The organism is Pseudarthrobacter sp. MEB009 (genome assembly GCF_030208875.1).
In the GTDB taxonomy this organism is placed as follows: Bacteria; Actinomycetota; Actinomycetes; order Actinomycetales; family Micrococcaceae; genus Arthrobacter.
Genome location: NZ_JARVTC010000009.1, coordinates 96867 through 111344, shown reverse-complemented (window position 1 = coordinate 111344; position 14478 = coordinate 96867). Strand labels below are relative to the sequence as shown.

General features: G+C 67.2%; 12 protein-coding genes. 9 read left to right on the top strand and 3 right to left on the bottom strand.

All coding sequences use genetic code 11. From position 1 onward, the window contains the following. The first annotated feature begins 209 nt into the window (after positions 1-209). The 5 genes from QRN07_RS08990 to QRN07_RS08970 all read left to right on the top strand — a co-directional run bounded on the left by QRN07_RS08990 (position 210) and on the right by QRN07_RS08970 (position 5407). Positions 210-1661 (top strand): ABC transporter permease, encoded by a 1452-nt coding sequence (locus QRN07_RS08990; protein WP_285240903.1) that lies wholly within the window; start codon positions 210-212, stop codon positions 1659-1661. A 2-nt stretch (positions 1662-1663) separates the two neighbouring features. Then, positions 1664-2371, top strand: a complete 708-nt coding sequence (locus QRN07_RS08985) for an ABC transporter ATP-binding protein (RefSeq protein ID WP_285240902.1) — start codon at positions 1664-1666, stop codon at positions 2369-2371. A 99-nt stretch (positions 2372-2470) separates the two neighbouring features. Continuing rightward, positions 2471-3541, top strand: coding sequence for a Gfo/Idh/MocA family protein (locus QRN07_RS08980; RefSeq protein ID WP_050684915.1), 1071 nt, complete (start codon positions 2471-2473; stop codon positions 3539-3541). 106 nt (positions 3542-3647) lie between these two features. Continuing rightward, positions 3648-4823 carry a serine/threonine-protein kinase gene (locus QRN07_RS08975; protein WP_285240901.1) on the top strand — a complete coding sequence of 392 codons (1176 nt, stop codon included), beginning with the start codon at positions 3648-3650 and terminating at the stop codon, positions 4821-4823. Next, the gene (locus QRN07_RS08970; RefSeq protein WP_285240900.1) at positions 4820-5407 is read left to right on the top strand and encodes a hypothetical protein; all 588 of its coding nucleotides are present in this window, start codon (positions 4820-4822) and stop codon (positions 5405-5407) included. The genes QRN07_RS08975 and QRN07_RS08970 overlap by 4 nt, the downstream gene beginning before the upstream one ends. A gap of 86 nt (positions 5408-5493) precedes the next feature. Here QRN07_RS08970 and QRN07_RS08965 read toward each other — a convergent pair whose 3' ends face one another. Next, positions 5494-6417: a LysR family transcriptional regulator gene (locus QRN07_RS08965; protein WP_285240899.1), complete on the bottom strand. Its 924-nt coding sequence runs from the start codon at positions 6415-6417 to the stop codon at positions 5494-5496. Positions 6418-6500: 83 nt separating this feature from the next. Between QRN07_RS08965 and QRN07_RS08960 the strand changes: the two genes are divergently transcribed. Continuing rightward, positions 6501-7373, top strand: a complete 873-nt coding sequence (locus QRN07_RS08960) for an EamA family transporter (RefSeq protein ID WP_050684866.1) — start codon at positions 6501-6503, stop codon at positions 7371-7373. Between the two features lie 131 nt (positions 7374-7504). Here the strand turns inward: QRN07_RS08960 and QRN07_RS08955 are convergent, their stop codons facing one another. Continuing rightward, a complete protein-coding gene (locus QRN07_RS08955) occupies positions 7505-9724 on the bottom strand; it encodes an NADP-dependent isocitrate dehydrogenase (protein WP_050684865.1) in 2220 nt (739 codons plus the stop codon). Positions 9725-10047: 323 nt separating this feature from the next. Here QRN07_RS08955 and QRN07_RS08950 point away from each other — a divergent pair, with 323 nt between their 5' ends. Together QRN07_RS08950 and QRN07_RS08945 are read left to right on the top strand one after the other, a co-directional pair. Beyond that, a complete protein-coding gene (locus QRN07_RS08950) occupies positions 10048-11022 on the top strand; it encodes a trypsin-like serine peptidase (RefSeq protein WP_285240898.1) in 975 nt (324 codons plus the stop codon). A 40-nt stretch (positions 11023-11062) separates the two neighbouring features. Further along, positions 11063-11191, top strand: a complete 129-nt coding sequence (locus QRN07_RS08945) for a hypothetical protein (RefSeq protein WP_268760268.1) — start codon at positions 11063-11065, stop codon at positions 11189-11191. Between the two features lie 64 nt (positions 11192-11255). Here the strand turns inward: QRN07_RS08945 and purH are convergent, their stop codons facing one another. Continuing rightward, positions 11256-12941 carry a bifunctional phosphoribosylaminoimidazolecarboxamide formyltransferase/IMP cyclohydrolase gene (gene purH / locus QRN07_RS08940; protein WP_285240897.1) on the bottom strand — a complete coding sequence of 562 codons (1686 nt, stop codon included), beginning with the start codon at positions 12939-12941 and terminating at the stop codon, positions 11256-11258. A 141-nt stretch (positions 12942-13082) separates the two neighbouring features. On the opposite strand from purH, the gene QRN07_RS08935 reads away from it, so the two are divergent. Further along, complete coding sequence (locus QRN07_RS08935) at positions 13083-14435, top strand: MFS transporter (RefSeq protein ID WP_056597872.1); 1353 nt, start codon at positions 13083-13085, stop codon at positions 14433-14435. Positions 14436-14478: the final 43 nt, after the last annotated feature.

Genomic DNA, 14478 nt, shown 5'->3' with positions numbered 1-14478 from the left:
GATTTACTACTAACCACCTAACCAACAGGTGTTGCAACGACCCCTAGAAACCGCCCCTTCCAAGGGGGCCGGGCTTTTCCGTGCCCGGATCCGGTGCCCGCAGCCTTCACAGCCCAGGCACAGGTCCGGCCGGTTTGTTGCACAGGATGGCCCGCGAGTGTGGATCCGACGCCGGCCTTCCGTGCCGGCACCTGATCCATAGGAGTAACGTGAGCGTCCTTGCCCGCAGTGTAGGCAACGCCTTCAGAAACAAGGTCCGCACGGCCGCCGTGGTGGCAGTGCTGGCCGTTGCCATCGGACTGGCCCTGGCCATGCTGGTGGCCAACCAGGCCGTTGGCGCCAAAGTCCAGGAACTCAACGCGTCCGTGGGGACGGTCCTCACCGTAAACCCTGCCGGTGGCCAGGGCTTCGAAGGCGGCGGCGAGCCGCTCACCGCCAACCAGGCAGCCACCGCGGCGGCCGTGCCCAACGTCAGTGCCGTCGTCGGAACCTCATCCCTGCGCCTGCGTAACGCCACCGAAGCTGCGGCCCAGACCGCTGCCGGCGGCCAGGGCGGGCCGGGCGGCCAGGGCGGGCCCGGCGGCCAGGCCGCGGCAACACTGACCACCAGCCTCACCGCGGCCGTTGACGCCGGCACGTTGGGGAACCGCAACCAGGCAAGCGGCACCACGGGCACCACCCAGCCGGTCCGGTCGCTGCCCATCACCGCCACCGGTGTCGGCGCCGAAGTGGACACAGCCGGCAAGGCCCTGAACATCACAGCAGGCACCGGGCTGGGCGACTACTCCGCGGAATCCACCAACGCGCTGCTGGGGACCACGCTGGCCGCGAAGAACAACCTCGCCATCGGGTCCACGTTCACCATCAACGACCAGACGTACACCGTGGCGGGCCTGTTCGACGCCGGCACCACGTTCGGCAACAACGCCGCCTACCTGACGCTCCCCACCGCCCAGGCCCTGGCCGGGGTGCCCGGCGAGCTGTCCAGCATGATTGTCACCGTGGACTCGCTGGAGAACGTCGACACGGCGAAGACCGCGCTGCAGGCCGCCCTCGGCACCGACGCGGCGGACGTCACCCAGGGCCAGAACCTTGAGACCGCCGTCAGCTCGCTGGGCAGCGTCAAGAACATTTCCTTCATCGCTTTCATCGCCGCCCTCGGCACGGCCGGACTGATCATCCTGCTGATCATGGTGATGCTGGTCCGCGAGCGCCGCCGGGAAATCGGTGTGCTCAAGGCCATCGGCGCGCCCAACCGCACCATCGGCCTGCAGTTTGTCCTCGAAGCCCTGGTCCTCGCGGCCCTGGGCAGCGCGGCTGGCGCCATTATCGCCTCCTTCGCCAGCGGCGGCATCGCCTCGGCACTGATCAGCACCAACACCACCAGCACGACGACGGCAGCCACCACCGGGCGCGGCGCGGCCATGGCCGGGGCTGCCGGCGGAGCGGGGATGCCCGGCGGCGGCGCAGGATTCCCCGGCGGGCAGGGCGGTCCGTTCGGCGGCGCTTCCCAACTGCTGACGTCCGTCACGGCGAGCGCCTCGCCCGGCGTGATTGCCGGCGGAATCGCCGCAGTCTTCGGTGTGGCGATCATCGGCGCACTGGTGCCGGCCCTGCTGACAGCACGCATCCGTCCCATCGAAGTCCTGCGAGGAGAATAGCCATGATTGAAGTCAAGAACCTGGTCCGCACCTTCAACTCCGGTGACCGCACCATCAAACCCGTCAACGATGTCAGCTTCGAACTCGCCCAGGGCACCCTGGCCTCCATTGTGGGCAAGAGCGGCAGCGGAAAGAGCACCCTGCTGTCCCTGCTCGGGGCCCTGGACAAACCCACCAGCGGCGACGTTGTGGTCAACGGCGTGAGCCTGGCCAAAATGCCGGACCGGAAACTGACGGAATACCGGCGCCGGGACATCGGGTTCGTTTTCCAGCAGTTCAACCTGATCCCAAATCTGTCCGCCGTCGATAACGTGATGCTGCCGATGGAATTCGCCGGCCTCCGCAGGGCTGCCCGCCTGCAGCGGGCCAGGGAGCTGCTGGAGCAGGTGCAGCTGGATCCGGAGAAACACGGGCGGCGGGTCAACAGGCTCTCCGGTGGCGAGCAGCAGCGCGTGGCCATTGCCCGCGCACTGGCCAACGAACCCAAGCTGATCCTCGCGGATGAGCCCACCGGCAACCTGGACGAGCAGACCGGTGACCACATCATCGAACTGCTCAGCAGCCTCCGCCGGGAGCACAACACCACTATCCTGGTGGTCACCCACGACAGGGCATTGGCCAACAAGACCGACAGGCGCTTCCGCCTGCAGCAGGGCAAGCTGACCGAAGAGCCGGTCCGCGCCAAAGCCGTGGCTGGTGCGTCGGCCTAGTTCCGGGCGCCGGGTGCAGCGGGGCGGGGCCCGCAAGGCCCCGCCCCTCAGGCATGTCCGACGCCGGCGGGCCCCTGCCTGAATGAGAGGATGGTCACCATGACTACGCCCATCGCCACGCCGTGGCTGACCAGCCAGTCCGATTCCGATCCCCGCTCCGCCACCGGCAAACCGCTGCGCTGGGGCATCATCGCCACGGGTGGGATCGCCAGGTCCGTGACCGGGGACCTGGCGATGCTGGCGGATGCGGAGCTGCATGCCGTCAGCTCGCGGAGCCAGGCGTCCGCGGACGCCTTCGCGGCGGAGTACGGGGTGGGGCACGCCTACGGTGACGACGGCGGTGTACCCGGCTATCAGCGGCTTCTCGCCGATGATGCGGTGGACGTGGTTTACGTGGCCACCCCGCATGCGCAGCACCACAAAATCGTCCTGGCGGCGCTGCAGGCCGGAAAGCACGTCCTCTGCGAAAAGGCCCTGACCATCAATGCGCGTGAGGCCGCCGAGCTGATCGGGATGGCGAGGAGCGGGAACCTGTTCCTGATGGAAGCGGTATGGAGCAGGTTCCTGCCCTCCATGCAGCGGGCGTTTGAGATTGCGGCGTCCGGCGAACTGGGAGACATCCACTGGGTCACTGCCGACCTGGGCTTCCCGGCCCCCTACTCCCCCACGGCCCGGCTTTGGGCCCGGCAGGACGGCGGCGGAGCGCTGCTGGACCTGTCCGTGTATCCGCTGCTGTGGGCTTTGGGAACCCTGGGGTTTCCGCAGACCGTCAGTGCCACAGGTGTGGTCAATGACGACGGCGTTGACGCCCAGAATGCCATGACGCTCGGCTACAACGGCGGCGCCCAGGCTCAGCTCACCTCGTCCCTCCTGGCGCACGGGCCACGGACCGCTACCGTCGCCGGAAGCCTGGGCTTCCTCCAGACCGTAGGATCCATCAATAATCCGCGCGAAATCATGATCGCCAGCGGCTGGGATGACCGCCGGACCGAAACGTTCGAGACAGTTGGCCGCGGGTACACCTACGAGCTGCGGGAGGTAACCCGCTGCATCCAGCAGGGCCTGACCGAAAGCCCGGTCATGCCGCTGGACGACTCTTTGAACACCATGCGCCTCTTCGACGGGGTGCGCGGGCAGCTCGGCGTCAGCTACCCCAACGACCGGCACTGACGGCGGCACCGGACCGTTCCCTAAGCCCCACCGGCCAGCTATCCACGCGGGCCGTGGACGTATACTTTGCGTACAGGATTCCCGCAGCTACCAGGAGGAATACGTCATGGTGGCGGAAGTGCCCAGTTCCATCACACAGGAGATGGTCGGCGGCCGGTACAAGTTGGGTGAGGTGATTGGTCGCGGCGGGATGTCCGCCGTGTACTGCGCCCGGGACGAAAATCTGGGCCGCGACGTGGCCCTCAAACTCTTCGCACCGCAGGCTCCGGACGCCGATGACCTGAAGCGGCAGGAAGCGGAAATCCAGCTTCTGGCGACGCTGAACCATCCCGGGCTGGTCACCCTGTTCGACGCCGGAACCGACGAAAGGGTTCCTGACGAACCACGGCCGTTCCTCACCATGGAACTCGTGGCGGGCCAGGACCTGCGCAGCCGCATCAGGCACAGCCTGGTGCCCTTGGACGAGCTCTCTGTCATCGGCGCCGGCATTGCCGACGCGTTGGCGTACGTCCACGGCCTCGGCATCATCCACCGCGACATCAAACCCGGGAACATCCTGCTGGTGCAGAACCGGCCGGGAGAGCCCGTACGGCCCAAACTGACGGACTTTGGCATTGCCAGGATCGTTGATGCCACCCGGCTGACCTCTACGGGAACCATGGTGGGAACGGCAGCCTACCTCAGCCCCGAGCAGGCCCAGGGCGAACCGCTGACCGGCGCAACGGATATCTACTCGCTGGGCCTTGTCCTCCTGGAATGCATCAAGGGTGTGGTGGAGTACCCCGGCAGCGCGATCGAATCCGCAGTGGCGCGGCTGCACCGTGCCCCGGAGATCCCGGACGACCTGCCCGGCGAATGGGCCGACCTGCTCCGCTCCATGACCTCGATCGAACCCTTGGAGCGGCCCGCAGCCGCCGACATCGAAGCTTCGCTGCGGCAGGCCCTCGTCTCACCGGAGTCCACACCCGGCGGGCTCGTTTCGGACACCACCAGGGTACTCCCGGCCATGCCCTTCCACCCGCCATCCGTCACGGTCGAGGAGACCACGGAAAGCACTGGATCCCAGACGCTGCCGCCCGCGTCGGACACCCCCAGTGAACCACGCCCAAAGTGGAGGTCCCGGCTCGGGCTGATCCTCGCCCTTCTGGCGGCATTCGCGGTGGTAGTCACCGTTGTCCTTCTGAACCTGCTTCCCGATGCGTCCGGCGTTGTGCCCTATCCCGAAGTAACCGGCACCCTGGGCGACCAGCTTGAGAACCTGCAAAGGAGCGTGGAGCCATGAGAACGTCCCTCCCTCCGAAGCGGTGGCGACGGATCCCGGTGATCTGGTCCGCCGCCCTCCTTGCGCTGGGCCTGCTGGCCGGCTGCTCCGGCGGCGAAACAGGGCTGCAGCGCGACACTGCCCGGCAACTCCAGGAACGCGTCCTGGAAGTGACCCAGGCGTCGGCGAAAAATGACCCGGCCGCGGCACTCAAGGCCCTGGACAGCCTGGACGCGGAGTTGGATGCTGCCCTGGCGAAGGGCCAGATCTCCACGGAGCGGCATAAGAGCGTCACCACGATCGCCGACGGTGTCCGCGCCGACCTGCAGGCGGACCTGGCGGCGGCCCAGAAAGCTGCCGAGGACGCCAGGATTGCGGCGGAGAAGGCGGCGGCTGAGAAGGCAGCGGCGGAAAAGGCCGCCACGAAACCACCCGCGTCGCCGGAGACCGTTGTGCCGGCTCCGGCTGCCACGGAGGCGCCTGCCCCGGACCCAGGCAGCGGCAACAGCGACTCCAACTCCGGCGATAACGGCAACGACAGCGGCTCCAATAACGGGAACGGCAACGACGGCGGGGACAAAGGCAAAGGCAAGGACAAAAACTAGAGCCGCGTTTGGTCGCCGCCCCACCCATCCGCTGACGACGGCGGCCGCCCGGCGTGCGGGGGACGTCCGGCTGGTCAGTTGTTCCGTCAGTCCGTACCGGCCGGGGTGCCCAGGTCCGGCAGGGTTGCAGCCCGGCCGGTGACGAGTCCCAGGACAGCAGCCAGTGCCGGCCAGGAACTGTTGCCGGGCCTGGTCCGGGCGTAAGCACGCATCCGGACTACGGGGTCCGCCAACGGGAGCAGGGTGACGCCCGGGGCGGGCCTCCGGTTGGCCGGCAAAAGCCCCACACCCATTCCTGCGACAATCAGGTCCTCCACAAGATCTAGACTGTCTGCCTGATGCCTGACGTGGGGCTCGAAACCCGCCATGGAAGAAATCAGCCGCAGGACCTCCTCATCAGCCCGGTTCCGGGAATTGCCGATCCAGTCCCGTTCCCGCAGGGACCAAAAAATCTCCTGTGCAGTCCCGCTGACAGCGGCCGCGGAGTCCGGCACGCCCAGGCTCCACAGCGTGCTCCACAACGCGATGGAATCAAACTCCCTCCCGGCCCTGTCCGGCGCCAGCGTGTAATCGTAGGTCAGCGCCAGGTCCACCTCGTCGGCAGCCAGCAGGGCCAGCGCCTCGGCCGGTTCGTGCTCCCGGACCTCGATCTTCACATCCGGGTGGCTGCCGGCCAGGTCACCCACGATCGGCATGATGATGCTGCGGACTGCGGTGACGAAGCCGGCCACGCGCACGGTACCGGCAGGCTCCGCTGCAGGGTCCAGTTCGGCAGTGGCAGCGTTGACGGCCGCGACGATGAGGCCGGCATGATGGGCCAGCCGGCGGCCTGCCGGGGTGAGCCGCACTCCCCTGCCCACCGGTTCCAGCAGCGGGGTTCCGGCTTCGCGCGCCAAAGCCGCGATCTGCTGGGAGACGGTGGAGGTGGTGGTGCCCAGGATATCCGCCACGTGGCGCATCGACCCCTGGCGAGAGAGTTCGAGCAGTACTTCGAGGCGCCGCGTTTCCATAAACCCAATTGTGCATGATTTGTGGACGGTTTATGCATCTTTGTCACGTGGACGCCAACAGACAGTTCCGGTCTACTGGACGGATGCCCAGCACACACAAAGAACACACCAGCGCCCGGACCGGAACAGCAATGGCTGGCGCAGCCATGTGTTGCGTCCAGCTCGGACTGGCAGCCTCCATCGGACTGAGCGACAGGCTGGGCGCGGACGGCGTCGCGTGGTTGCGGCTGGCCTGGGCCGCCGTGATCCTCGTGGCATTCACCCGACCGTGGCGCTCCCGGTTCACCCGGTCGGGCCTGCTCACCTGCGTGGCGCTGGGAGTCGTCACCGCCGGCATGACACTTTTGTTTATGGCGGCGGCCGTGCGGATTCCGCTGGGCACCGCCAGCGCCCTGGAATTCCTGGGGCCGCTGTCCGTTGCCGTCATCAGGGGCAGGACAGCAGGTCGCTGGTGGGCCGTGGTTGCTGCCGTGGGCGTGCTGGCCCTGACCGAACCATGGCATGGCGGCACCGATCTGGCCGGAGTGCTGATGGCGCTGGGCGCCGCGGCCTGCTGGGCCGGCTACATCCTCCTCACCCAAAAGGCCGGCGACGAGGTCAGCGGCCTCCAGGCGCTGGCCGTCTCGATGCCCGTCGCCGCTGTGGCTGCCACCGTGGTGGTGGGGCCGGCCGTCTTCGCCCACCTTGACTGGCAGTTGTTGCTGGTGGGCGCGGGCCTGGCCCTGCTGATGCCGGTGATCCCGTTCAGCCTGGAACTGCTGGCCCTCCGCCGCCTGAAAGCCTCCGTGTTCGGCACCCTGATGAGCCTGGAACCTGCCATCGCCGCCGCCGTCGGCTTTGTGGTGCTGGGCCAGGCTCCGGGGCTGATTGCACTGCTGGGCGTGGCACTGGTGGTGGCGGCCGGCGTCGGCGTGACCCTCCAGCCGGGCCGGACGCGCCAGCCGGTCGCCGCCTGACGGCAGACGGCAGACGCCTAACGGAAGCCGCCAGCGCCAAATCAAGCCAGGCCAATCCATCCCACCAACAAAAAAACAAAAAGTGGCGCCGCCCCGGTCCGGGACGGCGCCACTTCAGCAGGGCGTGAAGGTTAGTTCAGCGTGGAAATGACCTTGTTGAGCGTGGCGGACGGCCGCATCACGGCGGATGCCTTGGCGCTGTCCGGGTGGTAGTACCCGCCCACGTCAACTGCGGAACCCTGTACTGCGGCGAGCTCGCCCACAATGGTTTCCTCCTTGGCGGAGAGCTCCCCGGCGATGGCGCTGAACGAGGCGGCCAGGTCGGCGTCGGCCGTCTGCTTGGCCAGTTCCTCAGCCCAATAGCGGGCCAGGAAGTAGTGGCTGCCACGGTTGTCCAACTCGCCGGCGCGGCGGCTGGGCGACTTGTTTTCCAGCAGGAAGGTTCCGGTGGCGCGGTCCAGCGTGTCGGCCAGGACCTGCGCGCGGGCGTTGCCCGTGGTGGTGGCGAGGTGCTCGAAGCTGACGGCCAGGGCCAGGAACTCGCCCAGGCTGTCCCACCGCAGGTGGTTTTCCTTGATGAGCTGCTGGACGTGCTTCGGGGCCGATCCGCCGGCGCCGGTTTCGAAGAGTCCGCCACCGTTCATCAGCGGCACCACGGAGAGCATCTTGGCGCTGGTTCCCAGTTCCAGGATGGGGAACAGGTCCGTGAGGTAGTCGCGGAGGACGTTGCCGGAGACGGAGATGGTGTCCTCGCCCTTGCGGATGCGCTCCAGGGTGAAGGCGGTGGCCTTGACCGGCGAGAGGATCTGCAGGTCCAGGCCGTCAGTGTCGTGGTCCTTGAGGTACTCGTTGACCTTGGCAATCAGGTTGGCATCGTGCGCGCGGGTTTCGTCCAACCAGAACACCGCGGGCGTCTGGGAAGCGCGGGCGCGGGTGACGGCCAGCTTGACCCAGTCGCGGATCGGGGCGTCCTTGGTCTGGCAGGCGCGCCAGATGTCACCTTCGGAAACGGTGTGTTCGATCAGGACGGTGCCGGCGCCGTCGACGATCTGGACGGTTCCCGCTTCCTGGAGCTCGAAGGTCTTGTCGTGGCTGCCGTATTCCTCGGCGGCCTGCGCCATGAGGCCCACGTTCGGGACCGTGCCCATGGTGGTGGGATCGTAGGCGCCGTGGGCGCGGCAGTCGTCCAGGACAACCTGGTAGATGCCGGCGTAGGAGCTGTCCGGGAGGACTGCCAGCGTGTCGGCTTCCTGGCCGTCCGGGCCCCACATGTGGCCGGAGCTGCGGATCATGGCGGGCATGGATGCGTCCACGATGATGTCAGAGGGGACGTTCAGGCTGGTGATGCCCTTGTCCGAGTCCACCATGGCCAGCGCCGGGCCGTCTTCGAGGCCCTTGGTGATCAGGTTCTGGACGCCTTCGCGGACGTCCGCGGGCAGGTCGTCCAGGCCGCTGAGGATGGCGGCGAGGCCGTTGTTGGGGCTCACGCCGGCAGCTGCAAGCTGCTTGCCGTAGGTCTCGAAGAGTTCCGAGAAGTAAGCCTTCACCACGTGGCCGAAGATGATGGGGTCGGAGACCTTCATCATGGTGGCCTTCAGGTGCGCGGAGAAGAGGACGCCTTCTTCCTTGGCGCGGGCCACCTGGGCCTTGAGGAATTCGTCCAGGGCGGCGGCGCGCATCACGGTGCCATCGATGACCTCGCCGGCCAGGACGGGGAAAGCCTTCTTCAGGACCTTGACCGAACCGTCTTCACGGACCAGCTGGATGGCGATGGTGCCGTCCTCGCCGATCACCACGGACTTCTCGTTGGAGCGGAAGTCGTTTTCGTCCATGGTGGCAACGTTGGTCTTGGAGTCGGGGCTCCAGGCGCCCATGGAGTGCGGGTTCTGGCGGGCGTAGTTCTTGACGGACAGGGGCGCGCGGCGGTCCGAGTTACCCTCGCGCAGCACCGGGTTCACAGCGGAGCCCTTGATCTTGTCGTACCGCGAGCGCACGGCGGTTTCCTCGTCCGAGGAGGGGTTGTCCGGGTAATCCGGCAGCGCGTAGCCCTGACCCTGCAGCTCTGCAATGGCGGCCTTCAGCTGCGGAATGGAGGCGCTGATGTTGGGCAGCTTGATGATGTTGGCTTCCGGCGCCTTCGCCAGTTCGCCAAGTTCGGCGAGGGCGTCGCCGCTTTGCTGCTCCGGCGTCAGGTAGTCACCGAACACGGCGATGATGCGGCCGGCGAGCGAAATGTCGCGGGTCTCCACCTCCACACCTGCAGTCGAAGCAAACGCCTCGATGATGGGCAGGAACGAATAGGTAGCCAGCATCGGCGCTTCGTCGGTGTGGGTGTAGATGATCTTGGACATGCGCGGGCGTCTCCCTGAAGGTCGGCTTGGTTGTGAAATTTTTGTCTATTTCACCAAGTACAACTTACCCGAGGACGCGGGTTTGAACCCTACCGGGACCTATGCGTTACCGCGGCGGTGAGCCGGACTGCAGCGATGGAGAACGCACGACGGCGGCACGCACCCGGGTGCCCGGCCGCCGTCGTGCGCTGGCCGGCATAGCCCACCCACGAGCAATACATGAGATGTCACTACTATTTACAAACTTGTCATATCCGGATATGTTCCCTAAGTCACACCGGCCCAACCCCACGGGCCGGCCCAAACGTTCAGACAGGACAACTATGACTCGCACCAAGTCTCTGGCCACCAGCCTCCTGAGCCTTTCAGCAGCAGCCATTCTGGCACTCAGCGCCGCAGGATCAGCCACCGCTGCCCCGGCTCCCGCCGAGGACAAGTCAGCCCCTTCCGTCACCGGCACCGCCGTCGAGTCCGCAGGCGCAGCCGATTACTGGACCGCCGACCGGATGCTGACCGCCGTCCCTGCGGACCAGCGGGCCAACCGCGCAGTGCAGCGCTCCCTTGGCCTGGACCGTGCGCTGGTGGCAAAGGGCGCTCCCACCTCCGTCGAACCCCTTGCCGCCAAGACCCCGGTCCTGAAGGCCGCCAGCGAATCCCCCGTGGCCCACATCGGCAAGATCTTTTTCACCCAGGGCGGCCAGAACTACGTGTGCTCCGGCAACTCCGTGGCAGCCACCAACAAGAGCACCGTGTCCACCGCCGGCCACTGCCTCAACGAGGGCCCCGGCGCGTTTGTCACCAATTTCGTTTTTGTTCCCGCTTACAACAACGGCGCCGCACCGTACGGCAAGTGGGCGGCCAAGGCCCTCTACGCCCCCGCGCAGTGGACCGGCCAGGGCAACATCCAGTACGACACCGGCTTCGCCGTGGTCTCCCCGCTCAACGGCCGCACCCTCGCCGACACCGTGGGCGCCTCCGGGGTCCAGTTCAACGCCGCCCGCGGGCTGACCTACAAGGCCTTCGGTTACCCGGCCGCCTCCCCGTTCAACGGCCAGACCCTCAAGAGCTGCGCTGGAACCGCCACGAACGACACCGTCAACCCCGGCGGCACCACCCAGGGCATCCCCTGCGACATGACCGGCGGTTCCTCAGGCGGCCCCTGGTTTGTGGGCAGCAGCTCCACCGGCAAGCAGAACTCCGTCAACAGCTACGGCTACGGCCAGAACTCCACCAAAATGTACGGCCCGTACTGGGGCACCGTGATCCAGCAGACGTATGCCACCGCGGCAGCATCCTGACCGGACCCCGGCCCACCCGGAAACCGTCAGCCACAGCGACGTGAGCCAGTCAGCCGGGGAGATCCTCGCGTACTGGACGGAGCAGCGGATGGCGGAGGCAACTCCCCCGGACCTGCGGCGGCCGGCCCCGGATGATGCTGATCCGGACGCCGCGCACCCCGGCTCCTGAGGCGGACTGATTAAGCAGCGACGGCGCCCGTCCCCTGAGAAGGGGGCGGGCGCCGTCGTTCATGTCAGTGGAAGAAGTGCCGCGCACCCGTGAAGTACATCGTGATGCCGGCGGCGTTGGCCGCTGCCACCACTTCCTCGTCACGGACGGAGCCGCCGGGCTGGACCACGGCGCGGACGCCGGCGTCGATCAGGATCTGCAGGCCGTCGGCGAACGGGAAGAACGCGTCCGACGCTGCCACCGCACCGCGGGCTCGCTGCGGGGCGCCGGTGGAATCGGCGTTTGAGGCTCCGCCGGCGCCGTCGACATCCGAGTCAACGGTGACGCCCAGCGTGTTGGCCCGCTCCACGGCGAGGCGGCAGGAGTCCAGGCGGTTGACCTGGCCCATGCCGATGCCGACGGCCGCGCCGTCGTTCGCCAGCAGGATCGCGTTGGACTTGGCTGCACGGCAGGCGGTCCAGGCGAAGGCGAGGTCGGCGAGTGTCTTCTCGTCTGCTGCCGCACCTGCTGCGAGGGTCCAGTTGGCGGGGTTATCGCCGTCGGCGTCCACCTTGTCGGCCATCTGCACCAGCACGCCGCCGGATACCTGGCGGATTTCTGACGGGTAGCGGCCGTAGCCTTCCGGCAGGGCCAGCAAGCGGATGTTCTTCTTCTTGGAGAGGATCTCCACGGCTTCGGGCTCGAAGGACGGGGCAATGACCACCTCGGTGAAGATGCCGGCCACTGTCCGGGCCATGCCGGCGGTGACGGTGCTGTTCGCGGCAATCACGCCGCCGAAAGCCGACACGGGGTCGCAGGCGTGGGCCTTGGCGTGGGCGTCGGCGATGGGATCTTCGGCGTCCGCCCCGCCCACTGCGACACCGCACGGGTTGGCGTGCTTGATGACGGCCACTGCCGGTTCGGTGAAGTCGAACGCTGCGCGGAGGGCGGCATCGGCGTCCACGAAGTTGTTGTAGCTCATTGCCTTGCCGTGGATCTGCTCGGCCTGGGCGATGCCGGCCGGGGCGGCCTTGTCCACGTACAGGGCTGCCTGCTGGTGCGGGTTTTCGCCGTAGCGAAGTACCTCGGAGCGTTCCAGCGAGAGGCCGGCGTAGGCGGGCCAGTCGATGATGCCGTCGCCGTCCTCGTCCAGGAACTGGCTGGCCGTCCAGCTGGCCACGGCGGTGTCGTACGACGCGGTGTGCGCGAACGCCTTGGCGGCCAGCCGGCGTCGTGTCTTCAGGTCGAAGCCGCCTTCAGCCGCGGCGGTGACCACGGCGCCGTAAAAGGTGGGGTCAACAACAATGGCGACGGCGGCGTGGTTCTTCGCTGCCGAGCGCACCATGGCTGGTCCGCCAATGTCGATCTGCTCCACCACGTCGTCCTGCGCGGCGCCGGACTTGACGGTCTCCACGAACGGGTAGAGGTTCACCACCACCAGGTCGAAGGCCTCGATTTCCATGCCTGCGAGGGTTTCCATGTGGGCCGGGACGCGGCGGTCGGCGAGGATGCCGCCGTGCACGCGCGGGTGCAGGGTCTTGACGCGGCCATCAAGCATCTCCGGCGAACCGGTGACTTCCTCGACCTCCTGGACGGGGATGCCGGCGGCGGCGATCTTCTTGGCGGTGGAACCGGTGGACACCAGCTTCACGCCGGCTGCGTGCAGGCCGGCGGCGAGCTCCTCCAGGCCGGTCTTGTCGTAGACCGAGATCAGGGCCCGGCGGATGGGGACTCGGTCGATGGACACGCGCTCATGCTGCGTAAAGCTCACAGATGTCTCCGTCTTTTCTCGCGGAACAGTGCCGCGGTTGGTGGGGATACCGCCAGTTTATCGCGAAGCGGCGATTGCTCCGCGTGGCGCCGGCAGTGTGAACGTCAGCGGGCGGCGCTATGGTTTTCCCAGGAGGCTGCAATGAATACTTACACCACTGTGCCCAGCGGCGAACAGGTGGTCCAGGAACTGCCCTGGCGCTGGAAAGTCCAGGGCAGGATCTTCGTGATCGGTGGCCTCGGCTTTATGTTCGACGCCTGGGATGTGACCCTCAACGGGATCCTGATCCCGCTGCTCTCAACACACTGGGCCCTGTCCGCCGGCGAGGTGGCGTGGGTGGGCACGTCCAACCTCATCGGAATGGCCGTCGGCGCCTTCGTTTGGGGAACCATCGCGGACACCATCGGGCGTAAAAAGGCGTTCACCGCCACGCTGCTGATCTTCTCCATCTTCACGGTGCTGGGCGCGTTCTCCCCCGACTTCATCTGGTTCTGCATCTTCAGGTTCATGGCCGGGTTTGGCCTGGGCGGCTGCATTCCGGTGGATTACGCGCTGGTGGGAGAGTTCACCCCACGCAAGCAACGCGGCAAGGTGCTCACCGCGATGGACGGCTGGTGGCCGGTGGGTGCCGCCCTGGCCGGCTTTGTCTCGGCCGGACTGGTGGCCCTTTATGGCGACTGGCGATTGACCATGCTGGTGATGGTGCTCCCGGCCCTGCTGGTGTTCTGGGTCCGGCGCAGTGTCCCCGAGTCCCCGCTGTTCCTCATCCGGAAGGGTCGCCGCGACGAAGCTGCCAAGGTGATTGACGGGCTGGTGGCGGCCACCGGGGCGGAGCCGCGGGCTTACAGCCTGCCCGAGGCCCAGGATGTGCCGCGGCTTTCCGCCGGCAGCGCCTGGCACCAGCTCCGGGCGGTGTGGCAGTTCAATTGGAAGATCACAGCGACTGCTTGGTCCCTGTTCTTCAGCATCCTGCTGGTCTACTACCTGTCCCTGACGTGGATGCCCCGGATCCTGATCCAGGCCGGGTTCGCCGAGTACAAGGCCTTTGTGACCACGGCGTCCATGGCCGCCGTCGGACTTCTTGGCGTTATTGTGGCGGCGTTGCTGGTGGAGCGCGTGGGCCGCAAGTGGATCCTGGCCATCACCGGCCCGCTGTCAGCCCTGACCCTGGTGATTGTCGCGTTTGTGGTGGACATTCCCACGGCCGCGGTGTTCTGGCTGCTGGTGTTCGGGTTTGTGGTGCAGGTGGCTATTCCGGTCCTTTACGCGTACGTGTCCGAGCTGTATCCTACGGAGCTGCGGGGAACGGGCTTCGGCTGGGCGTCAACGTTCTCGCGGCTCGGCGCCGGTTTCGGCCCGCTCATTTTCGCGAACTACTTCTGGCCGGAGCTGGGCCTCGCGACCTCCTTCGCCCTGGCCGGCGGACTGATTGTGCTCGCAGTGGTGTGGATGGCGTTCTCGTCGCCGGAGACCAAGCAGCGCCGGCTGGACTGACCCCTCCCTCCTCCTCCCCCCCAACCCCTCCCCTCCCAACTGA